This window comes from Bradyrhizobium sp. LA6.1 (assembly GCF_040547805.1).
GTDB lineage: Bacteria > Pseudomonadota > Alphaproteobacteria > Rhizobiales > Xanthobacteraceae > Bradyrhizobium > Bradyrhizobium barranii.
In genome coordinates this window covers 271,847-292,836 of the sequence record NZ_JBEPQK010000003.1, presented here as the reverse complement: position 1 = coordinate 292,836, position 20,990 = coordinate 271,847, and the positions used below count along the sequence as shown (strand labels likewise).

The window sequence follows — 20,990 nt, the reverse complement described above, 5'->3', positions numbered from 1 at the left end:
GGACGCAGCGCAGCGCTTCCCTGGCGATGCGCAGCATCGTCCAGTGCGGCGATGCGCTGCAGAGCCGGGGCCCATGCTGCAGCGAGCGTGTGACTGCGTGGGTCCCGGCTCTGCGCCGCACCGCTACGCGCTGCAGCGCGTCCGGGACACGAGAAGAGCGAGTGCCGTGGGAGCGCGCCCTCGCCTACTCCGCCAGTGTCGCCTCCACGAACCCGCGCGGATCGTCACAGAATTCGCGCATCACCCGGTAATGATCGGTTTGCTCCACCGTCGTCGGCTCCAGGCCGTATTTGCCCAACCGCAACAGTCTCGCGTTTGGATAGGCCATCAGCAGAGGCGCATGGGTTGCCATGATGACCTGGCAGATGCGGGACTCGTCCATGCGTCGCAAGAGCTTCAGGAATTCGATCTGACGCGCCGGCGACAGCGCCGATTCCGGTTCGTCGAAGATGAAGATGCCCTGGCGCTGGCAGCGCTCTTCGAAGAAGCGCAGAAAACCTTCGCCATGAGAATGCGACAGGAAGTCGGGGCCGGCCTGGCCGGCATCACGTGCGGCCTTGTCGAGATATCGCGCGACCGAGAAAAAACTCTCGGCGCGAAAAAAACAGCCGTTGGTGATCTTCGGCAGCCAGCTTGCGCGCAAGGCCCTGGAAAGCTGGCCGCCCATCTTCTCCCGCGCTTCGGAATGGTCGACGGGCATGTAGCCCTTGCCTCCACCCGCATCGTCGTAGCCGGCAAGCGCTGCGATACCCTCGAGGATCGTCGACTTCCCGGTGCCATTCTCTCCGACGATGATCGTGATGGCGGCGTCGAAGTTGAGCTCGAAATCATCCGGGAAGATGGGCAGGCAAAACGGATATGCCTCGCGATCGTGAACTCGCGACGGATCGAGCCAGACCCGCTTCAGATACGGCGCCGGCAGGTTGATGGTGCGATTGCTTCGTCGGCTCATGCTCTGCTTCCAACCCACTCCGGTCGATATTTCGACTGGAACATACTAGGAACACAATCCTCGCGAAAGCAGCACCTGAGAAACATACAGCAACAAAACCCGGCATGCGTCACTTGGACGCAAATTAAAACCTAAGATTGCAGCAAAGAATCGCCTTAAGAAAACGTTGCTGCGAGACAGCTTGCTGGCATGAGGCCAGCCCCCACCCCGCGACCCGGCAATGATTGACGGAAGTCCAGGACCGTAGAGCCGCGAGGAATGCGCGATGGTATCAACGTATTTCAGCTACAACTACATTGCGCACCATCTCAAGCAGTCCCTGACGCGGGTTGAACAGCAACCCGATGTCGCGCGAGAATCCGCCTATTACAAAGCCAACATCGGCAAGGTGCGGACCGTCGATGATCTTATGAAAGATTATCGCCTGTATCATTATGCGATGAAGGCATATGGCCTGGAAGACATGGCCTACGCCAAGGCTTTCATGAAGAAGGTGCTGGAGAGCGACCTCTCCGACCCAAAGAGCTTCGTCAACAAGTTGGTAGACAAGCGCTACCGGGAGTTTGCCGCGGCATTCTCCTTCAATGGCAGTGCCACGCCAGTTGCGCAATCGGGAGACCAGACCGACGAGATGATCGGTCTGTACACGACGACCAAGAAGAGCCAGGTCGATGCGCTTGCCGCAGACTCGAATTACTACAGCGCTGAAATCGGCAAGATCAGCAGTGCAGACCAACTCCTGAACAACGACCGTCTTCGCAACTATGTCTACTCGGCATACGGGATCGATCAAAGCAAGTGGCCGGGTGACACGATAAGTCAGGTCTTGCGCAGCGATCCGTCCGATCCAAATAGCTACGTCAACACCACCTTCACTTCTCAGTTGACCGGCCTCAACGCCCAGCTTGCTCAAGCCAAATCGGACGCCAGCGCCGCTGATCTAAAGATAACCGGTTACAAGGCCCAACTATCGCAACCGGGCGCCGACGTGACCCAGTTGAACATCCAGATCCTGGTCGAAAAAAGTCACCTGGAGTCATATACGAAAAGCATTTCCAGCCTCAGTGACCAGATAGCGACGATTGGCGGGTTTGTAGACCTGGCCGGCGCGTTCGAGTTCTCGCCCGACGGGTCGCTTCCGTCAGGCGTGTCCGCCCAGACTGCCGCAAATGTCGCGATCACGAAAAAGCGGTTCGACGACAGCAAGGCCGCCGTCTATTCGGCGGCAAGCCCGATATACGAAGCTTTGGCGATCAAGCAATTCAGAACGGACCTCAGCAAGATCAATTCAGTCCAGGCGTTCGTATCGACACCTGGCGTGTATGATTTTGCGCTGGGCGCCGTCGGCCTCGATCCCGGAATGGTCTCGAAGGCGACGATCAAGGCAGTCCTCGAAAGCGACGTCAACGACCCCAAGAGCTACGTCTATACCCTCAAGGACAATCGGTACGTAGAGCTCGCACGCGCCTTCAACTTCGACGCAAAAGGCAATCTGACGACCCCCTTGGTGGCTCAAGACTCGGCTCAGGTCCTCCAGATCGCGAGGGAATACGTCATTGCCGCGCTGAAACAGGCAAGCCCTCAGCAGGAGAAGGCAATTCGGGCACTAGCCACGAAAGATGCGACGGCTTATCAAGAGGCAATCGCAGGCATCGACAGCGTTTCCGAGCTTCTCGCAAACAGGCCGATGGTCGATTTCATTCTCTTGGCCAAGGGTTTGGACCCTAAGAAGGTCAGCACCGAATTTCTCAAGAAGATCTTCAGCTCCGACCTGAACAACCCAAAGAGCTTCGCGAACACGCAGAGCGATCCTCGCTTTGCCGAAATCGTGGCATCGTTCAACTTCGACAGCAAGGGTAACGTCGCGCGCCTCCCGATGATGGGTCCTCAGAAGAGAGATCAATTCCGGGAAACACAGGCGAACTATCTCCAGCAAAGCCTGGAGCAGCAGCAGGGGGATACGAATCCCGGCGTACGCCTTGCGCTCTATTTCCAGCGAAAGGCGGGAGAAATCACGTCCGCATACGACATCCTTGCCGACAAGGCTCTTTCGGAGGTGTTCAGGACCACCTTCGATTTGCCTGACTCGATGGCCTCGATGCAGATCGATCAGCAAGCCAAGGTCGTGGATAAATTCATGAAGATCAAGGATCTTTCCGATCCGGCGAAGGTTGAAAAACTGTTGAGCCGGTTCTCCGCCATGTATGACGTCAGAAACGGCGAGAGCATCGGCCAGGGTCAATCTCCCTTGCTCAACCTCTTTCAAGGATCGAGCTCGGGCATATCAGGGATAAGTGAATCCACGTTCTTGGCCATCGCCAAGCTACGTGCTCACTGATGATCGCTCGCCGATACTAGCCCAACACCTCGAGCGCCAGCTCCATGGTCATCAGCACGGGATTGTGCCCACGGATCAGACGGCCCTCCGCGATGCCGCCAGTGTAGTCGATCAAGGCAATGTCGAGCGCCGCCTCCGGTGCGCCCGAACTGCCCTCTACGATCGTCCCCGCTGTCACGGCGAGCTCGGTCGCGAACGACTCGGTCACCCCGCCATGGGTGAAGCGTGCACCGATGGTCGAACCGACGCCGCCGTGGATCTTCGCACGCGCGATGCCATGCGTGCGGCAGAACGCTTCGAGGCAGCCGGCAAAATCCTGGTTGGGCCGCAGCCGCAGCGCGAAGGCGCGGCTTGTCGTACGCGCGCCGGTGCTCGCAGCGGACACCGGCCCGAACAGCTTGAAATTGGTCTCGGTATCGGGCTCCGCGGTGAACATCGCACCGTCGATGCCGAACGCTTCAACCTCGAACGGCTCGGCGACAACAGTCTCGTCCGGCAGCATGTGGCCGCCGCTTGCCTTGCCGTCCGCCTCCGTCCAGAGCCCGTGGCAATGAAAGAACGGGGCGCCATCGCGCATTCCGAGCGTCATGCAGCCGAGTTTCGTCCGCGTCACGCCGCTGGGGCGAAAAGTGTCACTGTAGAACGCCGCGTTCTCACCTGTCTTCGACAGCGCCGGCATCACGTATGCGAATGGTCCGAGTGCAGCGCTGCCAAAATTCAGCACGCCACTGGCAAACCCCTCTGCCGCAAAACCACGCCGCGCGGCTTCGAGCAGCGGCAGACCCGCTTCGACCCTAAACGAGAATGCGCGCCCCCTCGCCTCGACCCATTGGATGCGTTCGGCGACAGGCGCGCCCGGCTGCTTGATACTTCGCATCGCGTATGCTCAGCCCGCCTGCTTGTTGTCGAGATCGAGCAGCCCGCGCGCCTCGAGCTCATCGCGCACCATGCGCTTCGGGATCTTGCCATAGCCGGACTTCGGCAAGGCCTCCCAGAAGAAGAACCGCTTCGGCATCTTGTAGCGCGGCACCTTCGGCAGGAGGAACGCCGCCATCTCGGCTTCGCTCACCGGCTTCTCGCCTTCGCGCGCGACGCAGACGGCGACGCCGACCTCGCCCCAGGTCGCATCGGGCACGCCGAGCACGGCAACCTCGCCGACCGCGGGATGCGTCAAGATCTTCTCCTCGATCTCGCGCGGATAGATATTGGAGCCACCGGAGATGTACATGTCGGAGGCCCGTCCCGTGATGTAGACGAACCCCTCCTCGTCCATGTGACCGAGGTCGCCGGTGCGGAACCAGCCGTCGCGGAACGCCTTCGCATTGGCCTCGGGGTTGTCGTAGTAGCCGGCGAGCACGGCAGGCCCGATCACGCAGATCTCGCCGCTCTGGTTGGCGGCCAGCTCGCGGCCCTCGTCGTCCTGGATCGAGACCTGCATGGCCGTGCGCTCGAAGCCGCAGGTGCCGATCTTCGCATAGGGTCCGTCCTCGGGATCATGCAGCGCCGCCGGTAGCACGGTGATGTTGCCGGTGACCTCGCCGAGGCCAAAATACTGCACGATGACCTTGCCGAGCTTCTTCAGCGCGGCCTTCTGGTCCTCGCGGTACATCGGCGCGCCGGCATAGATCACGTGACGCAGCGAGGAATGATCGTATTTGTCGGCGGCCGGATGCTCCGCCATCATCTTCAGGATCGTCGGCACCGTGAAGAGATTGCTGACCCGATGCGCCTCGATCAGGCGGAACGCCTCGTCGATGTCGAATTTCTCCGTCGGCAGCAGCACGGTGCACACGCCGCGCGCGGTCTGCACCAGCTGATGCACGCCGGCGCCATGCGACAGCGGCGCCACCACCAGCGACGCATCCGCTTCCGTAACGCCGGGGGTGAGATCGGCGAGATGGTTGGTGACGACAAAACCCATCTGGCCGTGGGTCAGCACCGCGGCCTTGGAGCGGCCGGTGGTGCCGGAGGTGAAGAAGAACCAGCAGGGATCGTCGTGCTCGACGGCGACGTTCGCAACGCTTGCACCGGCCTGCGAGGCGATGGCTTCCGCCACCGAGCGCTCGCCGAACGAGCCCTTGCCGTCGACGCTCCAGGTGAACTCCAGCGCACCGCCCTTCACGGCTGCAGCGTGCTCGGGAAAATCGACGTGGCACAGGAACGCCTTCGCGCCGGAGGCCTGCGCGAGATAGGTGACCTCATCCGGTATCAGGCGGAAATTGGTGGGCACCCAGACCGCACCGAGCCGGAACGCGGCGAACATCGAGAAGAACATCTCGTCGCCGTTCTTGGAATGGACGAGGATGCGGTCGCCCTTGGCGATGCCGCGCGCGGCGAGTGCGGCGGCCAGCGCCGAGACCTGCGCATCGATCTCGCGCCAGGTCCAGGATTTGTCACCCCAGACGAAACCAGGACGCGACCCATGCCGCCGCGCATTCTGGGTCAGCATGTGAGCGAGATTCATGACGCGGCGGGACATGCGCAGGGGCTGCATCGGGCTTCCTCTTCGACGGCGGACGGCGCACGAGCCGCCCGCTCCTTGCAGCCCATTTATCGCCATCGAATGCGGTGTAGCAAGGCCGTCGGTCGCGCATCTGCCCTACGGCTGCTTGAACGCAAACGGCGTCGCCGTGATGGCCTTCTCCTTCCGGCAGGCCTGCGCACCGAAACCGCCGCAATAGCTGCCGTGCAGATCGAAGCGAATGGTGCGCGCCGCGCCACGCTTCATCGCCGGCGGCAAAATCTTGTAGCCGCGGACATAGCCGTCGAACACGGGGCGCACGCTGCCGTCGGGCAAAGTCACCAGGACGTTCATGACGCAGCCGCCGGTTCCGCAATAGGTGGTCTCGCGCTCCCCGCATTTGGTGTCGCGGAAATCGACGATGTAGTCCTCACGGCCGTCGCCGGTCAGGTCGATCTTGCGCACGGTGTCCGGCGCGAAGGTCACCAAGCTACCATCCTGGCTGTCGCATTCCTCATTGGCGTAGCGCAGCGCCTGCTGCACGCCGGGCGGATAATCGGCCGGATTGAACGGTTTTGCATCATCGGCGCGCGCAGCGGTGGTGAGCAGTGTGAGCAGGAGGATCAGATATCGCATTCGCGTTTGTCGCCGGCGCGGCCGCGACCGTTCAGGGAATTTTAAACATGATCGGCGCAACCTCAGCCAGTTCTCGCGTACAGAGTGCCGCATCATGGTCAAAGCGCCCGCCTTCCTCCTGTTGTCGCTGGCGCTCGCCGGATGTGCCGTGGCGCCTCAGGCGCACCTCTCCGCCGACCCCGCCTTCAAGCCTGCGCGCTATGCCTGGGATGGCGCCGGCGAGGATCCCAACCAGCCACGTTCCGGGGCTCCGCGTGCCACGCGCGCCGACGCCGGCTCCGAGCGCAACAGGTCGCAAGCCGGACTTCAGCCCTATTCGAAGGAATGGTGGCAGGCCCAGGACGGCATCGAGGCCGAGCAGGACGCCAAGGTCACCCGCTCCCTCGTCATCTGCCAGGGTTGCCTCCGCCCGCAGCCGCAATCTGAAGATTCCAGGCTCGCCAAAGCGACCGATTGAACCGAGCGGCCGCGCCATCGGTCTACAGAGATACGCGCTGACGCCGGCCGCTCCGGCCCTGCGGTCGCACGTCATTATCTCAGGGACATTTCATGCTCACCCGTCGGACCTTCGTCGCCGCCTCTCTGCTTGCCACCGCCTCCCCGGCATTCGCCGTGATGCCTGCCTCCAGCGACCCCGTCGCGATCCTGACCGCCATCTACACGCGCGTAGCCAAGGGCAAAGGCGATAGCGGCGGCGCCTTCGTCATCGAGAACAAGGCGGCCAAAACAAAATATCTCTCGAGGGCGCTGGTCGCGCTGTGGGCCAGGGCGGATGCGCATACGCCGAAGGGCGACGTTGGTCCGGTCGATTTCGATCCTGTCACCAACTCGCAGGAACCGGACGTGAAATCCTTCAAGGTTGACGCAGAGAAGATGGAGGCCGACAAGGCGACGATCGCGGTGACCATCACCGGCCACCGCAACGACCGCAAACCCGCCGACCAGATCGTGCGTTATGACTTCGTGCGCGAGGCCAACAGCTGGCGGATCGACGACATCAAGGGCTCGTCCGACGGCGAGGCCTGGTCGATCCGCAAGATGCTGGCGGACTCGTTGAAGACCTGACGGGAGACACCATGAGCGACGTCATCGATAACAAGGCCGGTCATCGCTTCGAGCTGGAGGTGGAGGGCCATCTCGCGACTGAACACTACAAGCTCGACGGCAACGTCATCACCTTCGAGCATACCGACGTGCCGAAGGAGCTCGGTGGCAAGGGCGTCGGCTCGAAGCTGGTGCAAGGCGCGCTCGACCAAGTCCGCGCGGCCGGCTTGAAACTGATCCCGCAATGTCCGTTCGTGAAGGCGTGGATCGAGAAACATCCGGAGTATGCGGATTTGGTGAAGAGCTAAGCGAGCGCAGGCCCGCCGAGCGCGCGGCGGGCCTGCTCAAATCTACCGCCTATTGCCCATGCTTCAGCATATCCTGGTCACTCAGATCCCAGTCCTGCCACAGCTGGAGCACGCCGAGGATCACCGCCACCGCTCCCAGACTCGTATGGTAGATCCGGAGAAAACCTTCGCCGGAATAGCCGAACACATAGGGCGAGACGATGAGCCAGAGCCCGACCAGGATCGTCGCCACCTCCTGCCAGCGCTGCAACGCGACATATTCGAGCTGGCTCAGGCCAAATACGACGAGGCCGATTGCGACCGTGTTCAGGATCATCGTCTGGCGTTCGACGATCGGCGAGTGATCCTGGATGGGGAACCACGGCGATGCGACAATCAGCGCGCCGAGCAGCATCCCGCACCAATCTTCCCATGTTCGATGAGTCTTGATGAAACTAAAGTCCGACATCGTATCCTCCTCCAAAAGAGGCATACGTCAGCGGCTGGCGATCATGACACTCCGAATGTCTAGCGACCGTGCCGGCCGCATTCGGGCGTATGTCCTGTAACGAGACGTGGGGAACCGGGTGCACGATTGCAAGACGGACTGATGTTTTTTGCCAGCGAGGCGGCGTTAGCGAATTATGGCTCACGCGTTGATCGAACGCTCGCTACAGAGCCCCAAGCTTCTGCAGTGCATCATGGGCGGACGGCAAGCCTGGACGCAATTCCAGCGCCTTCCGGAAATCGGCAATCGCGCCCTGCCTGTCGCCGAGGCGCAGCCTGGCCTGGCCGCGGTTGTTCCAGGAGAACACGTCGGAGGGATCGTATTGCAGCGCCTTGTCGTAGTCGGCGAGGCCGCCCTTGTTGTCGCCCCGATAGAGCCGGATCATGCCGCGATTGCGCCAGCCGCGTGCGTCGGTCGGCGCGACGCGGATCGCCTCGCCGTAGTCGGCGGCGGCCCGATCGAGCTGCTCGCTGTCGCGGTAGACGTTGCCGCGGTCGATATAGGCAATCAGATCCGGTGCCAGCTTGATCCGCATGCTGTAGTCGGCGAGCGCGTGCGCCGCGTCGTGCTTGCGAGCATAGACGAAGCCGCGGTTGGCGTAGGCGGTGACACAGTTGGGATCGCGCTCGATCGCCGCGTCGAAATCGGCAATGGCGCCGTCGAGGTCGCCCTTGTTGAAACGGGCCTCGCCGCGGTTGCTATAGGCCAGCGCCAGCGACGGATCGAGCTTGATGGCCTGGTCGTATTCGGCGATGGCACGATCATAGTCGCGCTTGAAGCTGTAGACGCGGCCGCGATTGTTGTAGGCGCAGGCATAGCCGGGATCGAGCCGGACCGCCTCGTCGAGATCGGACAACGCGGCGTCGAGCTCGCGTTTCTCGGTGAGCCCATGGCCGCGATTGCAATAGGCGCCGGCCAGCCTCTGCCCGCCCTCGCTCCTGGTATCGATCACGGTCGAGCAGGCTTTGATCCGCGCGTCCGGCGTGCTGGTCAGCCCGACGCAGGCCTCCCAGGCCGGGGCGCCTTCGGCCGCAGCCGACACCGGCGAGGTCGAGACGAGCGCCGCAAGCAGCGCCAAGAGGCTGAGCGGGACACGCATTTTCCGGATATCTCCCCTGCGGCAACCTCCCTTGGTCGCACCTTGGCAAGGGCCGGTTCAGGCGCCTAGATCAGAGAACACGCAGCGCTTCGAAGGGATCTGGCATGGCGGTACGGGACAACAAGGACAGGAGTCGCTTCGAGCTCGATGCGGGCAACGAAATCGCCTTCGCCAATTACCGGCTGACGCCGTCGGCCGTGATCATCACCCATACCGAGACGCCGCGCGCGCTGCGCGGCCGCGGCATTGCGTCCGAGCTGATCAAGGGTGCGCTGGACTTGATCCGCCGCGACGGCAAGAAGGTGATCGCCGGCTGTGGCTTCGTCGTCGACTATCTCGACAGGCATCCGGAGGAAGCAGACCTCGTCGCCTGAATGCAAAAGGGGCCCGCGAGATCGCGGGCCCCCCTGGCTTACGACCGAGCAATCGGTCAGTGCTTGATCTCCGGCGGCAGCTTGCCGCCATTGGCGGCCAGCTTGGACATCACCTGCTTGTGCAGCCAGACGTTCATGCTCGCCGAGTCGTTCATGTCACCGCTGTAGCCGAGCTCCTTGGCGAGGTCCTTACGCGCGGCAAGGCTGGAGTCGATGTCGAGCGCCTTCATGAGGTCGACGATCGAGGTGCGCCATTCCAGCTTCTCCTTCTGGGCAGCGACCAGCTTGTCGACGATGGCCGCAACGTCCACGGTTGCCATCGGCGCGGCAGCAGGCGCCGATCCGCCCGGCGCGGCGCTGGCGGGTGCGCTACCCGAGGGTGCGCCACCTGCGGGCGCGGCGGAAGCCGGATGGCTGCCGAAGATCGCGCCCATGATTTTCCCGAAAATGCTCATGTCTTCTCCCCGAATAGGATCCGTTGGAAGGGCCTTGAGTGGCACTTATAAACGAAGTTACGGCGTTACGCCCGCGAAGTTCTGCGAACCGACAACCAGCATCAGCTTATCTGCGGCGAAATGACGACCGAATGACATCGTTGAGGTTGCGGTGCGGCATCGAATCTCAACCAAGCGTGTGGGACAGGACTCGGAAATGGGCGTACGCTCCACTTTCAGTTCGCGATGACGTCCGGAATTCGCGTCTGGCCGGAATCGCGAAACTCAGAAAAGCGGCCGCTTGCGCCGTTGCCGGCGCCGAATTCGGCTGCATGGCAAGGGAGCTAGCGACCATGGCCACACTCTACCCGGGCAATGTCCCCACTGTGGCCCAGCCCGCGGATGCGGCTGGACCGGTGATCCGAACCATCCAACTGTCCGATCTGCACGACGCGCTCAGGCGCGGCTGGGAAGATTTCAAGGCGGTGCCGAGCCACGCCATCATCCTCTGCGTGATCTATCCGGTGCTGGGCCTCGTGCTCGCCCGCGCGGTGATGGGCTATTCGGTGCTGCCGCTGTTGTTCCCACTGGCCGCAGGCTTCGCGCTGATCGGCCCGTTCGCCGCGCTCGGTCTCTATGAGCTCTCCAGCCGGCGCGAACGTTATGAGGAGGCCAGCGCCTGGAATGCCATGGAGGTGCTGCGCTCGCCTTCGTTCGGCGCCATGCTCGGTCTCGGCACGCTGCTGCTCGCTCTGTTCGTGACCTGGGTTGCGACCGCTCAGGCGATCTATGTCGCGGCGTTCGGCTATGAGGGCGCGACCGGGATCTCTGATTTCATGACGCGCGTGCTGACGACCCAGCAAGGCTGGTGGCTGATCCTGGTCGGCTGCGGCACCGGCTTCCTGTTTGCGCTTGCCGCGCTCTGCATCAGCGCCGTGTCGTTCCCCTTGATGCTCGACCGCCATGCCGGCGCGTTCGAGGCGATGGTGACGTCGCTACGCGTCGTCGCCAAGAACCCGGTGCCGATGGCGGCCTGGGGCCTGATCGTGGCGGTGCTGCTGGCGCTCGGTACGATTCCGGCGTTCCTTGGCCTTGCCGTGGTGATCCCCCTGCTCGGCCACGCCACCTGGCACCTCTACCGCAAGGTGATCGTCTCGGAGCCCGGTGCACGTCCGGTGCCGCCCCCACCGCATCGCCCGCGCAAGCCGGCCGCCGACTTCCCCGCCAACCTCTTCCCCTGGCGCAATCGGACGGACGCCTGACGATATCGTGACATGCTATCCTGCCCGGGCTCGGCTCGGGCAGGATTACGTGCTTGTCATACGCCTTGCTTTGGCCGCGGTTACAATCGAAATTGCGCCCGCCGGTCAGATCACTTCACGGAATCCATTTCATCTGATGACCCCGACGATTTCTCGTCTCGCTCTCGCAGCCCTCGCCCTCTCCGCGTCAATCCTAACCGCCCAGCCAGCCCTCGCCGCTGTTGCCTGCGGCTCGGGCAATTTCGACGCCTGGCTCGCGGACTTCAAAGCCGACGCCGCGGCCAAGGGCGTCTCGCAGCAGGCCGTTGCCGCCGGGCTTGCCGGCGTGACGCTCGATCAGAGCGTGCTCAACCGGGACCGCTCGCAAAAAGTCTTCACCCAGACCTTCGAGGAGTTCTCCGGCCGCATGGTGCCGCCGCGCATGCAGCGCGGCTCCAACATGATGAAGCAGTACGGCTCAGTGCTGTCCCGCATCGAACAGACTTATGGCGTGCCCGGCGAGGTGCTGGTCGCGATCTGGGGTCTCGAGACCGATTTCGGCGTCAACACCGGCAAGTTCGCCACCATCCGCTCGCTGGCAACGCTGGCCTATGATTGCCGTCGCTCCGACCAGTTTCGTGCCGAGCTGCTGGATGCGCTGCGCATCGTCCAGCGCGGCGACCTCGCCCCCGCCGACATGAAGGGCGCATGGGCCGGCGAGCTCGGTCAGACCCAGTTCATGCCGTCGTCCTGGATGAAATACGCCGTCGATTTCGACGGCAATGGCAAGCGCGACCTCTTGCACAACGCGCCCGACGTGCTCGCCTCCACCGCCAATTATCTCGCGGGCTACGGCTGGCAGCGCGGCAAGGACTGGCAGCCGGGCAGTCCGAATTTTGCTGTATTGCAGCAATGGAATAAGAGCGAAGTCTACTCCAAGACCGTCGCCTATTTCGCGACCCAGCTCGCACGCGCCCCTTAAATAGCGCCCGACAGGACGCGTAGGGCCGATCGCCCGGCGATCGGCCCTCTCTTGGTGCGCTTACTTCCCCATGGTGGCGTTCATCGCCTTGTTCAGGTGCGCGCCGCACACACCCATTTTGCCGTTGAGCAGCGCGTCCTGCGCAGCCGCGATCTCCTTCTGCGCCACGAACTTGCTGTCGCCGTCAGCCATGTTCTCGATCGCGGTCTCCGTCTTCTCCAGATTGGCCGAGCTGCAGCCGCCCATGGCGTGCTTGGCAGCCTGGGCCGGCGCGACGGCGAACGCGACGGCGGCAATTGCGATAACCCCGAGTAACTTCGTCATGATGTTACTTTCCTTCTCTTGTTCTTGGGACAGAACCAGCGACATTGCCAGAATCTGCGACATGACTTTCCTCCGGGCGCGGCAACTTGCCGCAATAAATTCCTCGCGAGAATTGCGTGATGTTGCGCGCGGCGCAGAGGCACCATGCGAAATTTCTGATTTTCATTACACCTTTGTAATGAACGCCACACGTTCGGCGTGTGTGCACCGCACCACGGAGGCGGTCGCGGTCTGAAACGAGTCAGGATGAGTTTCGGCAGGCTCCTTGCCCGCTTGTCTGGTGATCCGCCAGCCCAGAGCGAGTCGGATCGTGTGGACCCGGTCGTATGGTATCTTTCATATAAATGAATATATATTCATCTCTATAGTTCCACTATCATGCGATTCTCGCATGCGAGACTTGGGCGCAGACGCTGACTGATCGCCTTGAGAACAGTTGGAACCCTACCTATTTCCATTTCACCGGTAACGAGAGTGGTTGCAGTAAACCCGTGAATTCACGGTGATTTATGGCAAAGCATTCCCTATTTCGCCTACCCTTTGGGCGAGAGTGCTCCCGGGTTAATCGTCCGTTACCACCGCTATGCACCTCGCGCTTAGCTGCATCGCAACATCGGAACTTTCGCACTGCACCACTCTCACCTATATTCATTTCAACGATGAGGCCCGGGCAAGGGCTGAATCGAACTACAGGAGACTACCAATGCTGCTCTCGCTCATCCGCATGATCCAGGCTTTCCGGGACTATCAGCGCAATGTTGCCGAGCTGTCCCAGCTCAGCGATCGCGAACTGGCCGACATCGGCCTCGATCGCTCGGACATCCCGCGCGTTGCCGCCGGTCAGTATCAGGGCTGATTTCGTTCAGCCCTTCACCGGACGAACCGATAGCGCCCGCCTCGTGCGGGCGTTGTCGTTTCTGATGGCAGAAAACTCCATCTCGGCGATTCCACTGACCGCCGAAAAGCGCTACCTGTCCGCCCCATGACAGGACCCCAATCCAACATTGTGCACGTGATCGGCGCCGGCCTTGCCGGTTCCGAAGCCGCCTGGCAGGTCGCCAAATCCGGCGTGCCCGTGGTGCTGCACGAGATGCGGCCGGACCGCATGACCGAAGCGCACCGCACCGATGGGCTCGCCGAGCTCGTCTGCTCCAATTCGTTCCGCTCGGACGACGCCGCCAACAACGCTGTCGGCCTGCTGCACGCCGAAATGCGCCGGCTCGGCTCGCTGATCATGCGCGCGGCGGACGCCAACCAGGTGCCCGCCGGCGGCGCGCTCGCGGTCGACCGCGACGGCTTCTCGGCGGCCGTCACCAAGGCGCTCAACGACCACCCCCTGATCGAGATCGCCCGCGGCGAGGTTTCAGGCCTGCCGCCGGCCGACTGGAGCAACGTCATCGTTGCGACCGGCCCCCTCACCTCCGCGCCACTCGCCGACGCCATTCGCGAGCTCACCGACGAGAACGCGCTCGCCTTCTTCGACGCGATCGCGCCGATCGTGCATCGCGAGTCCATCGACATGTCAGTGGCCTGGTTCCAGTCGCGCTATGACAAGGTCGGCCCCGGCGGGACCGGCGCCGACTACATCAACTGCCCCATGACCAAGGAGCAGTATGACGGCTTCGTGGCCGCGCTGATCGCGGGCGAGAAGACCGAGTTCAAGGAATGGGAGACCAACACGCCTTATTTCGACGGCTGCCTGCCGATCGAGGTGATGGCAGAGCGCGGCCCCGAGACGTTGCGCCACGGCCCGATGAAGCCGGTCGGCCTCACTAATCCGCACGATCCCACCACGAAGGCCTACGCGATCGTGCAGCTGCGCCAGGACAACAAGCTCGGCACGCTCTACAACATCGTCGGATTCCAGACGAAGCTGAAATACGGCGAGCAGCAACGCATCTTCCGCAGCATTCCGGGGCTGGAGAAGGCCGAATTCGCCCGCCTCGGCGGCCTGCATCGCAACACCTTCCTCAATTCGCCAAAGCTGCTCGACGGCCAGCTGCGCCTGCGCGCGCAGCCGCGGCTGCGCTTTGCCGGTCAGATGACCGGCTGCGAGGGCTATGTGGAATCCGCCAGCGTCGGCCTGATCGCCGGTCTCTATGCGGCAGCGGATGCGCGCGGCGAAACACTGGCGAGCCCGCCTGCTACGACGGCACTGGGATCGCTGCTCGGTCACATCACCGGTGGCCATATCGAAACCATCGAGCCCGGTACGCGCTCGTTCCAGCCGATGAACATCAATTTCGGCCTGTTCCCGCCGCTTGCGAGTGCCCCGACGAAGAAGCCCGACGGCACCCGCCTGCGCGGCAACGAGAAAACGGTGGCCAAGAAGCAGGCGATGAGCGCGCTGGCGCTCGCCGATCTCGATCGCTGGATCGCCGATCACCTGCGCATCGCCGCAGCCGCGTGAGTTTTTCGATGAGTCTTCCCAAAGACGACGCCGCGACACTGTCGGCGCGCTGGACCGAGGGCGTGCTGCTCAAGCGCGACGTGTTCTCGACCGTCGAGCGCGGCCGCTTCCGCGGTGACAGCGGCGAGGTCGACGCCGTGCTGCGCCGGCTCGACGAAGTGCCGTGGTGGTCATTCCCCTTGGCGCGCCACCTGTTCGCGCGTGAGAAGCACGCGCTGGCGCTGGCCAAAGGCCTCAATGTCGGCCCCGATTTGCTGTGGGCCGGCCGCCGGGTGCTCGTGCGCGGCTTTGTCGACGGCGTCGCGCTCCATCTCGCCAAGCCACATGGCGACCTCGCCTATTTCCGCTCGGCCAAGGCGGCGCTACGCCGGCTGCGCCGCGCCGGCATCTGCCACAACGATCTCGCCAAGGAGCAGAACTGGCTGGTCGGCCGCGACGGCCGCGCCTACGTGACCGACTTCCAGCTCGCCGCCTGCTTCAACCGACGTGGCCGGCTCTACCGCATCCTCGCCTACGAGGACCTGCGGCATCTGCTCAAGCACAAGCGTTCCTACGCACCCGAGGCGCTGACGCCGCGCGAGCGAAAAATCCTGGCGAAGAAGTCATTCGCCGCCAGCCTGTGGCTCGCGACCGGCAAGAAGGTCTACCGCGCGATCACGCGCGGCCTGTTCAACTTCACCGACCGCGAGGGCGGCGGCCGCCGGCTGGTCAACGACGCGCCGGTGCTGGCCGAGCTGATCCGCAAGAACCCGGCCGTGCGCGACACCGCCATCGTCGCCTTCGCCGACCGCCGCTCCGGCGTCGGGCTCTATGCCTTCGTCGAAGCCGATCAGGCCACGCTTGAAGGCGAGCTTCGCAGCGAGCTTTCGGCCGCCAAGGGTCCCAAGCCGCCGGAGCACATCCAGGTCGTACACGCGCTGCCCCGCGATACCAGCGGCAAGCCGCGGACCGAGATCCTGCAACTGGTCGCCATGAACCAGCTCGACCTGATCGAGCCGATGATGAAGAACGACCAGGACCGCGCCTTCCTCAAGGACATCCTGGAACAACGGAAGAACCTGCGCGACCGCTTCAATTTCGAGGCGGACCTGCCGGCGAGCTGACGGGCTGCGCGCGCCTTGAAGCGTCCACATTGGCGATAGAGAACCGATCGGATCATTCGGGCGGCGGGTCATGGGCATTCGGGGGACGATGATGCATCGTGTGGTTGGCGGCGTGATCGCTGGCCTTCTGCTGCTTGCAGCTGCACCCGCGATGGCCGAATCCCCGGCCGAGCTGATCTCCGGCTTTCGCCTCAAGAACGGCGAGGTCCGCGTCGTCCGCGATTCAACCCTCGACCGCATCGCCATGGACCAGGCCCGCGCGATGGCGGCGAAGGACGACCTCAGCCACGACGCGCTCGGCCCGTTCAACCGGCGCGTCGCACCGGCCGGCGCGGGCCGCGCCGCCGAGAACATCGCCTATGGCTACGACAATTTCGAGAAAACGCTGGGACAGTGGATCGACTCGTCCGGGCATCGCAAGAACCTGCTGCTGCACAACGCCTCGCGCGTCGGCATCGCCAGCGCCAAGAATGCCAGCGGCAAGCGAACCTATTGGGCCATGGTGATCGCGGGCGACTACGAGCCGAAGGGCAAGGGCAAAGGTAAAGGCAAGAAGGACGAGGAGCCGGTGGTTGCCGTGAAGCGCGAGGCCGCGCCCGCCAGCAAGCCCAAATCCAGCGGCTGCCACGTCAAGCTGCTCGGCCTCTGTATCTGAGGCGAGATAATTTCAGCCGCGGCGCGCGGCCTCGATCGCGGCGACATCGATCTTCGTCATCCCCATCATCGCATCGAAGGCGCGCTTTGCCTCGGCACCGCCGGCCGCCAGTGCCTCGGTCAACACCCGCGGCGTGATCTGCCAGGAGAGGCCCCATCTGTCCTTGCACCAGCCGCAGGCGCTCTCCTGCCCGCCATTGCCGATGATGGCGTTCCAATAGCGGTCGGTCTCCTCCTGATCGTCGGTCGCGATCTGGAACGAGAAAGCCTCGTTGTGCTTGAAGATCGGACCGCCGTTGAGGCCGAGACAGGCGACGCCGGCCACGGTGAACTCGACGGTGAGCACGTCGCCCGCCCTGCCGGAGGGGTAATCGCTGGGCGCGTGATGGACGGCGCTTACGGCGCTGTCGGGAAATGTCTCGGCATAGAAGCGGGCGGCCGCCTCGGCGTCCTTGTCGTACCAGAGGCAAATCGTGTTTTTCGCCATTGCGCGTCCCCTTCGGTTCCAGGCCATCACACCGCCCTCCATTGAGAATGGACGGTGGTGTGATGTCTTTCGCCTAGATACCCTCTTGAATGCGCCTCACCAAGGCGCGCCAATGCCGCGGCCTATGCGACCCGGGGTTCCGCCACGTCCCTGGCTTTCAGGTCTCGCGGAAGCACCGTCAGCAGCAGCAACGCACAGAGCACGCACAAGCCGCCAATGACATAGAGCGCGGGTGTCGTGCTGCCGGTCGCATCCTTGACCGAGCCAACCATGACCGGGCTGACGATGCCGCCGACCTGCCCCAGCGTGTTGATGAGCGCGATCCCGCTCGCTGCCCCCGCACCGGTGAGAATTTTCGGAGGCAGCGTCCAGAATGTCGGAATGGCCGCAACTACGCCGGCACCAAGAATGGCGAGCGCGCCAACCAGCGTGACGACGTTCCTGTCGAATACGCCCGAGGCGAAGAAGCCCACCGCCGCCGTCAGCGCCAGACCCGCGACGAATTTCGGGCGCTCGCCCGATGCATCCGACAATCGGCCTACGACGATCATGCAGATGGCGCCGCAGATATAGGGTACGGCGGTCAGGAAACCGATCGCGGCTGCACTGCCTCCGCCGGCCGCTTTGATCAGGTCAGGCGCCCAGAAATTGAGGCCGTAGGAGGCGATCTGGATCAGGAAGTAGATGAATCCGAGCAGCAGCACGCCGGGCATGAGCAGCGAGCGCCATGCCGAATGCTCGCCGATCTCGCTCTTCTGGCGGTCTAGCTGAACCGAGATCAACCGGCGCTCGTCGTCGCTCAACCATTCGGCCTGCTCGATCCCGTCGTCGAAGCGCAGCAGCACAACGAAGCCCAGCGCAACGCAGGGAATGCCGCCGGCCAGAAACAGCCATTGCCAACCGGCCAGACCGTGCAGCCCGTTCAGGTAGTTGAGGATGAGACCCGAGATCGGCGCGCCGATGATCCCCGAGAATGCAGTGGCGAGAAAGAACACGGACGTCATGCGGCCGCGATGCGATTTTGGAAACCAGAGTGTCAGGTAATAGAGAATGCCGGGCGCAAATCCCGCCTCCATGGCGCCGATCACGAAGCGCAGCGCATAGAACTGCCACTCGCCATGAACGAAGACCATCGCCGCCGTCGCCAGCCCCCAGGAAATCATGATGCGGGCGATCCAGCGCCGCGCGCCGAAGCGATAGAGCAGCATGTTGCTCGGCACTTCCAGCAAGACGTAACCAACGACGAACAGGCTGGCGCCAAATCCGTAGGCGGTGTTGCTGAGACCGAGATCGGCCTGCAGCGCGGCCTTGGCGAAGCTGATGTTGACGCGGTCGAAGAACGCAAAGAAGTAGCAGACGATGATCAGCGGCATCAGCCGCCACGCAATCTTCTTGATGACCTGATGCTCTGTGAGTCCAGTATCGAGGTCAGCAGTCGCCGCCGTGGCAATCGTCATGGTTTCCTCCAAAGTGTTTTGAATTTTGATAGCGGTCGATCAGCCCGAGCGTCGCAGCCGCTCGGGTATGGGATGCAGATCGAGGGGACGGCCGGCCTTGGCGACCTGTCCCGGCACCTCATGTCCGACCAGTCCAGGCAACCGGAACGAGAGATCGATCAAGCGCTGCAGGTCGAGACCGGTCCGCAAGCCCGTCTCGTGGCAGAGATTGACGAGGTCTTCGGTACAGACATTGCCGGTGGCACCCGGCGCAAATGGACATCCGCCGAGGCCGCCCAGTGCGGCGTCAAAGCGGCGCGCGCCGGTGTCATAGGCCGCGAGGACGTTAACCAGCCCAAGACCGCGCGTGTTGTGGAAGTGAAGCGTGAGCATGTCCGCAGGGACCAGCATCAAGACCTCGGCAACCAGCTGCGAGACCTGATTAGGATTGGCCATGCCCGTGGTATCGGCGAGCGTGACGCCATCGACCCCGAGATCGAGATAGCGCTTGACGATATCGAGCACCTTCTCGAAAGGCTGCAGGCCTTCGAACGGACAGCCGAACGCGGTCGCAACCGTCGCGTTGACCAACGCGCCGCCTGCATGGGCCGGCTTCACGATCTCGCTGAGCGACGCCAGCGACACCGCATGCGTCATGTTCATGTTGGCGCGGTTGTGCGTTTCACTCGCCGACATCACGAAATTGAGCTCGTCGGCGCGTGCGGCCAGCGCCAGCTCGGCGCCCTTCCGGTTCGGGATCAGTGCCGTATAGATCGTGCCGGGCCGCCGCTCGATGCCGGCGAAGACGTCCGCGGCGTCGCGCAGCGACGGCACGGCCGCCGCTGACACGAACGACGAGACCTCAATGCGGCTGAAGCCGATCGCAGAGAGCGAATTGATCAGCCGGATTTTTTCGCTGGTTTCGACCCATTTCGCTTCGATCTGAAGGCCGTCGCGCGGAGCGACCTCCTGGATCAGGATGTCCGGTGCCGTTGCCGTCATTGCACCGCTCCGCTCCGGCGCAGCTGCGCGATATCGCCTGCCTGCAAGCCGAGGCCCGCGAGCACCTCGTCGGTATGCTGTCCCAGCGTCGGGCCAGCCCATTTGACTGCGCCCGGGGTGTCGGAGAGCTTTGGCGCGATGCCCGGCATCTTTACGGTGACGTCGCCCGGCAGCTCGGTCGGCAGGATCATGTCACGGGCGGCGTAATGGGGGTCCTCGACGATGTCCGCGACAGAATAGATCCGGCCTGCAGGAACATCCGCCGCATCAAGACGCGCGAGGATCTCGTCCATCGTTCGCTCCGAGGTCCATGCCGTGATGGCAGAATCGAGCAAGGCGTTGCCGCGGACGCGCCCGTCATTGCTGGAAAGGGCCGGATCGTCGGCAAGGTCCGGTCGGCCGACCACCTGCATCAGCCGCTTGAAGATCGCGTCGCTGTTGCCGGCGATCACGACATGGCGCCCGTCGGAGCTGGGATATGTATTGGATGGACTGATGCCCGGCAGGGCGCCGCCGGTGCGGGTCCTGACATGACCCATGAGGTCATATTCGGGGACGAGACTCTCCATCAGGTTGAACACGCTCTCGTAGAGCGAGACGTCGACCACCTGCCCTCGCCCCTGCCCCGTCTTGACTCGGAGCAGCGACATCAGCGCGCCGATCACGCCATGAAGCGACGCAAGGCTGTCGCCGATACTGATGCCGACCCGGGCCGGCGGGCTGTCGGGATCGCCGGTGGTGAAGCGCAGCCCACCCATAGCTTCGCCGATCGCGCCGAACCCGGAGCGATCGCGGTAAGGGCCGGTCTGCCCGTAGCCGGAGATGCGGACCAGTGTCAGGTCCGGATTGAGCTTTGAGAGCACATCCCAGCCGAGGCCGAGTTTCTCGAGGCTCCCTGGCTTGAAATTCTCGATCACGACGTCGGCTTGCGCGGCCAGCCGAAGCGCCACGTCCCGCCCGTCAGGCGATTTCAGATCGATCGCGATCGACTTCTTGTTGCGGGATTGCAGGTACCACCAGAGCGAGGTGCCCTGATGCAGCTTACGCCATCTGCGCAACGGATCCCCGCTGCCCGGCTGTTCGATCTTGATGACTTCGGCGCCGAACTCGGCAAAGAGCCGCGCGGCAAATGGTGCCGCGATCAAAGTTCCGAGCTCGACGACTCGTATTCCGGATAATGGTCCGTCCACGTCTGGCGCTCCTCGATCGTCTTTGATC

General features: G+C 63.3%; 23 protein-coding genes. 11 read left to right on the top strand and 12 right to left on the bottom strand.

Annotation, left to right across the window (positions count from 1 at the left end):
• Positions 1 to 184: 184 nt before the first annotated feature.
• On the bottom strand, positions 185 to 952 hold the full coding sequence (locus ABIB99_RS08520) for an AAA family ATPase (RefSeq protein ID WP_063986355.1): 768 nt from the start codon (positions 950 to 952) through the stop codon (positions 185 to 187).
• 265 nt (positions 953 to 1,217) lie between these two features.
• Here ABIB99_RS08520 and ABIB99_RS08515 point away from each other — a divergent pair, with 265 nt between their 5' ends.
• Complete coding sequence (locus tag ABIB99_RS08515) at positions 1,218 to 3,290, top strand: DUF1217 domain-containing protein (protein ID WP_231142064.1); 2,073 nt, start codon at positions 1,218 to 1,220, stop codon at positions 3,288 to 3,290.
• Positions 3,291 to 3,306: 16 nt separating this feature from the next.
• Here ABIB99_RS08515 and ABIB99_RS08510 read toward each other — a convergent pair whose 3' ends face one another.
• The 3 genes from ABIB99_RS08510 to ABIB99_RS08500 form a co-directional block, all read right to left on the bottom strand.
• Positions 3,307 to 4,167, bottom strand: a complete 861-nt coding sequence (locus ABIB99_RS08510; protein ID WP_063983148.1) for a PCC domain-containing protein — start codon at positions 4,165 to 4,167, stop codon at positions 3,307 to 3,309.
• 9 nt (positions 4,168 to 4,176) lie between these two features.
• A complete protein-coding gene (locus ABIB99_RS08505) occupies positions 4,177 to 5,784 on the bottom strand; it encodes an acyl-CoA synthetase (protein WP_063983147.1) in 1,608 nt (535 codons plus the stop codon).
• 105 nt (positions 5,785 to 5,889) lie between these two features.
• Entirely contained in the window at positions 5,890 to 6,387 is a 498-nt protein-coding gene (locus ABIB99_RS08500) for a hypothetical protein (protein ID WP_063983146.1), read from the bottom strand.
• A 94-nt stretch (positions 6,388 to 6,481) separates the two neighbouring features.
• On the opposite strand from ABIB99_RS08500, the gene ABIB99_RS08495 reads away from it, so the two are divergent.
• From ABIB99_RS08495 to ABIB99_RS08485, 3 genes are all read left to right on the top strand, one after another.
• Entirely contained in the window at positions 6,482 to 6,844 is a 363-nt protein-coding gene (locus tag ABIB99_RS08495) for a hypothetical protein (protein WP_014495092.1), read from the top strand.
• Positions 6,845 to 6,936: 92 nt separating this feature from the next.
• Positions 6,937 to 7,452: a DUF3828 domain-containing protein gene (locus tag ABIB99_RS08490; RefSeq protein WP_063983145.1), complete on the top strand. Its 516-nt coding sequence runs from the start codon at positions 6,937 to 6,939 to the stop codon at positions 7,450 to 7,452.
• Positions 7,453 to 7,463: 11 nt separating this feature from the next.
• A complete protein-coding gene (locus ABIB99_RS08485) occupies positions 7,464 to 7,739 on the top strand; it encodes a GNAT family N-acetyltransferase (protein WP_063983144.1) in 276 nt (91 codons plus the stop codon).
• Between the two features lie 49 nt (positions 7,740 to 7,788).
• Here the strand turns inward: ABIB99_RS08485 and ABIB99_RS08480 are convergent, their stop codons facing one another.
• Both ABIB99_RS08480 and ABIB99_RS08475 read right to left on the bottom strand, forming a co-directional pair.
• The gene (locus ABIB99_RS08480; RefSeq protein WP_063986354.1) at positions 7,789 to 8,187 is read right to left on the bottom strand and encodes an SPW repeat protein; all 399 of its coding nucleotides are present in this window, start codon (positions 8,185 to 8,187) and stop codon (positions 7,789 to 7,791) included.
• 202 nt (positions 8,188 to 8,389) lie between these two features.
• Positions 8,390 to 9,325: a tetratricopeptide repeat protein gene (locus ABIB99_RS08475; RefSeq protein WP_354175447.1), complete on the bottom strand. Its 936-nt coding sequence runs from the start codon at positions 9,323 to 9,325 to the stop codon at positions 8,390 to 8,392.
• 104 nt (positions 9,326 to 9,429) lie between these two features.
• On the opposite strand from ABIB99_RS08475, the gene ABIB99_RS08470 reads away from it, so the two are divergent.
• Entirely contained in the window at positions 9,430 to 9,699 is a 270-nt protein-coding gene (locus ABIB99_RS08470) for a GNAT family N-acetyltransferase (protein ID WP_028152356.1), read from the top strand.
• A gap of 56 nt (positions 9,700 to 9,755) precedes the next feature.
• Here ABIB99_RS08470 and ABIB99_RS08465 read toward each other — a convergent pair whose 3' ends face one another.
• The gene (locus ABIB99_RS08465) at positions 9,756 to 10,154 is read right to left on the bottom strand and encodes a DUF3597 domain-containing protein (protein WP_028156132.1); all 399 of its coding nucleotides are present in this window, start codon (positions 10,152 to 10,154) and stop codon (positions 9,756 to 9,758) included.
• Between the two features lie 332 nt (positions 10,155 to 10,486).
• Here ABIB99_RS08465 and ABIB99_RS08460 point away from each other — a divergent pair, with 332 nt between their 5' ends.
• Positions 10,487 to 11,395 carry a DUF2189 domain-containing protein gene (locus ABIB99_RS08460; protein ID WP_063983141.1) on the top strand — a complete coding sequence of 303 codons (909 nt, stop codon included), beginning with the start codon at positions 10,487 to 10,489 and terminating at the stop codon, positions 11,393 to 11,395.
• Positions 11,396 to 11,531: 136 nt separating this feature from the next.
• The gene (locus ABIB99_RS08455; RefSeq protein ID WP_063983140.1) at positions 11,532 to 12,356 is read left to right on the top strand and encodes a lytic murein transglycosylase; all 825 of its coding nucleotides are present in this window, start codon (positions 11,532 to 11,534) and stop codon (positions 12,354 to 12,356) included.
• A 60-nt stretch (positions 12,357 to 12,416) separates the two neighbouring features.
• Here ABIB99_RS08455 and ABIB99_RS08450 read toward each other — a convergent pair whose 3' ends face one another.
• Entirely contained in the window at positions 12,417 to 12,743 is a 327-nt protein-coding gene (locus ABIB99_RS08450) for a hypothetical protein (protein WP_028152352.1), read from the bottom strand.
• A 640-nt stretch (positions 12,744 to 13,383) separates the two neighbouring features.
• On the opposite strand from ABIB99_RS08450, the gene ABIB99_RS08445 reads away from it, so the two are divergent.
• The 4 genes from ABIB99_RS08445 (at position 13,384) to ABIB99_RS08430 (ending at position 16,848) form a co-directional block, all read left to right on the top strand.
• Positions 13,384 to 13,536: a DUF1127 domain-containing protein gene (locus ABIB99_RS08445; protein ID WP_007590701.1), complete on the top strand. Its 153-nt coding sequence runs from the start codon at positions 13,384 to 13,386 to the stop codon at positions 13,534 to 13,536.
• A gap of 126 nt (positions 13,537 to 13,662) precedes the next feature.
• Positions 13,663 to 15,090, top strand: coding sequence for a methylenetetrahydrofolate--tRNA-(uracil(54)-C(5))-methyltransferase (FADH(2)-oxidizing) TrmFO (gene trmFO, locus ABIB99_RS08440; RefSeq protein ID WP_063983139.1), 1,428 nt, complete (start codon positions 13,663 to 13,665; stop codon positions 15,088 to 15,090).
• 8 nt (positions 15,091 to 15,098) lie between these two features.
• Entirely contained in the window at positions 15,099 to 16,193 is a 1,095-nt protein-coding gene (locus tag ABIB99_RS08435; RefSeq protein ID WP_354175444.1) for an AMP-binding enzyme, read from the top strand.
• A 91-nt stretch (positions 16,194 to 16,284) separates the two neighbouring features.
• Positions 16,285 to 16,848 carry a CAP domain-containing protein gene (locus ABIB99_RS08430; RefSeq protein ID WP_063986353.1) on the top strand — a complete coding sequence of 188 codons (564 nt, stop codon included), beginning with the start codon at positions 16,285 to 16,287 and terminating at the stop codon, positions 16,846 to 16,848.
• A gap of 12 nt (positions 16,849 to 16,860) precedes the next feature.
• On the opposite strand, the gene ABIB99_RS08425 is transcribed toward ABIB99_RS08430, so the two are convergent.
• The 4 genes from ABIB99_RS08425 to ABIB99_RS08410 all read right to left on the bottom strand — a co-directional run bounded on the left by ABIB99_RS08425 (position 16,861) and on the right by ABIB99_RS08410 (position 20,962).
• Positions 16,861 to 17,334 (bottom strand): VOC family protein, encoded by a 474-nt coding sequence (locus tag ABIB99_RS08425; protein ID WP_063983137.1) that lies wholly within the window; start codon positions 17,332 to 17,334, stop codon positions 16,861 to 16,863.
• Between the two features lie 122 nt (positions 17,335 to 17,456).
• The gene (locus tag ABIB99_RS08420) at positions 17,457 to 18,791 is read right to left on the bottom strand and encodes an MFS transporter (RefSeq protein WP_063983136.1); all 1,335 of its coding nucleotides are present in this window, start codon (positions 18,789 to 18,791) and stop codon (positions 17,457 to 17,459) included.
• A 39-nt stretch (positions 18,792 to 18,830) separates the two neighbouring features.
• Positions 18,831 to 19,772, bottom strand: coding sequence for a hydroxymethylglutaryl-CoA lyase (locus ABIB99_RS08415; protein WP_231142066.1), 942 nt, complete (start codon positions 19,770 to 19,772; stop codon positions 18,831 to 18,833).
• Positions 19,769 to 20,962, bottom strand: coding sequence for a CaiB/BaiF CoA transferase family protein (locus ABIB99_RS08410; protein ID WP_063983134.1), 1,194 nt, complete (start codon positions 20,960 to 20,962; stop codon positions 19,769 to 19,771). Before ABIB99_RS08410 ends, ABIB99_RS08415 begins: the two co-directional genes overlap by 4 nt.
• Positions 20,963 to 20,990: the final 28 nt, after the last annotated feature.

Coding starts and splice junctions, on each gene's coding strand:
- ABIB99_RS08515 (WP_231142064.1), top strand. CDS start 1,218: ATGGTATCAACGTATTTCAGCTACAACTACATTGCGCACCATCTCAAG.
- ABIB99_RS08450 (WP_028152352.1), bottom strand. CDS start 12,743: ATGTCGCAGATTCTGGCAATGTCGCTGGTTCTGTCCCAAGAACAAGAG.
- ABIB99_RS08470 (WP_028152356.1), top strand. CDS start 9,430: ATGGCGGTACGGGACAACAAGGACAGGAGTCGCTTCGAGCTCGATGCG.
- ABIB99_RS08420 (WP_063983136.1), bottom strand. CDS start 18,791: ATGACGATTGCCACGGCGGCGACTGCTGACCTCGATACTGGACTCACA.
- ABIB99_RS08475 (WP_354175447.1), bottom strand. CDS start 9,325: ATGCGTGTCCCGCTCAGCCTCTTGGCGCTGCTTGCGGCGCTCGTCTCG.
- ABIB99_RS08495 (WP_014495092.1), top strand. CDS start 6,482: ATGGTCAAAGCGCCCGCCTTCCTCCTGTTGTCGCTGGCGCTCGCCGGA.
- ABIB99_RS08455 (WP_063983140.1), top strand. CDS start 11,532: ATGACCCCGACGATTTCTCGTCTCGCTCTCGCAGCCCTCGCCCTCTCC.
- ABIB99_RS08415 (WP_231142066.1), bottom strand. CDS start 19,772: ATGACGGCAACGGCACCGGACATCCTGATCCAGGAGGTCGCTCCGCGC.
- ABIB99_RS08435 (WP_354175444.1), top strand. CDS start 15,099: ATGAGTCTTCCCAAAGACGACGCCGCGACACTGTCGGCGCGCTGGACC.
- ABIB99_RS08485 (WP_063983144.1), top strand. CDS start 7,464: ATGAGCGACGTCATCGATAACAAGGCCGGTCATCGCTTCGAGCTGGAG.
- ABIB99_RS08445 (WP_007590701.1), top strand. CDS start 13,384: ATGCTGCTCTCGCTCATCCGCATGATCCAGGCTTTCCGGGACTATCAG.
- ABIB99_RS08460 (WP_063983141.1), top strand. CDS start 10,487: ATGGCCACACTCTACCCGGGCAATGTCCCCACTGTGGCCCAGCCCGCG.
- ABIB99_RS08505 (WP_063983147.1), bottom strand. CDS start 5,784: ATGCAGCCCCTGCGCATGTCCCGCCGCGTCATGAATCTCGCTCACATG.
- ABIB99_RS08465 (WP_028156132.1), bottom strand. CDS start 10,154: ATGAGCATTTTCGGGAAAATCATGGGCGCGATCTTCGGCAGCCATCCG.
- ABIB99_RS08520 (WP_063986355.1), bottom strand. CDS start 952: ATGAGCCGACGAAGCAATCGCACCATCAACCTGCCGGCGCCGTATCTG.
- ABIB99_RS08480 (WP_063986354.1), bottom strand. CDS start 8,187: ATGTCGGACTTTAGTTTCATCAAGACTCATCGAACATGGGAAGATTGG.
- ABIB99_RS08500 (WP_063983146.1), bottom strand. CDS start 6,387: ATGCGATATCTGATCCTCCTGCTCACACTGCTCACCACCGCTGCGCGC.
- ABIB99_RS08425 (WP_063983137.1), bottom strand. CDS start 17,334: ATGGCGAAAAACACGATTTGCCTCTGGTACGACAAGGACGCCGAGGCG.
- trmFO (WP_063983139.1), top strand. CDS start 13,663: ATGACAGGACCCCAATCCAACATTGTGCACGTGATCGGCGCCGGCCTT.
- ABIB99_RS08490 (WP_063983145.1), top strand. CDS start 6,937: ATGCTCACCCGTCGGACCTTCGTCGCCGCCTCTCTGCTTGCCACCGCC.
- ABIB99_RS08430 (WP_063986353.1), top strand. CDS start 16,285: ATGCATCGTGTGGTTGGCGGCGTGATCGCTGGCCTTCTGCTGCTTGCA.
- ABIB99_RS08510 (WP_063983148.1), bottom strand. CDS start 4,167: ATGCGAAGTATCAAGCAGCCGGGCGCGCCTGTCGCCGAACGCATCCAA.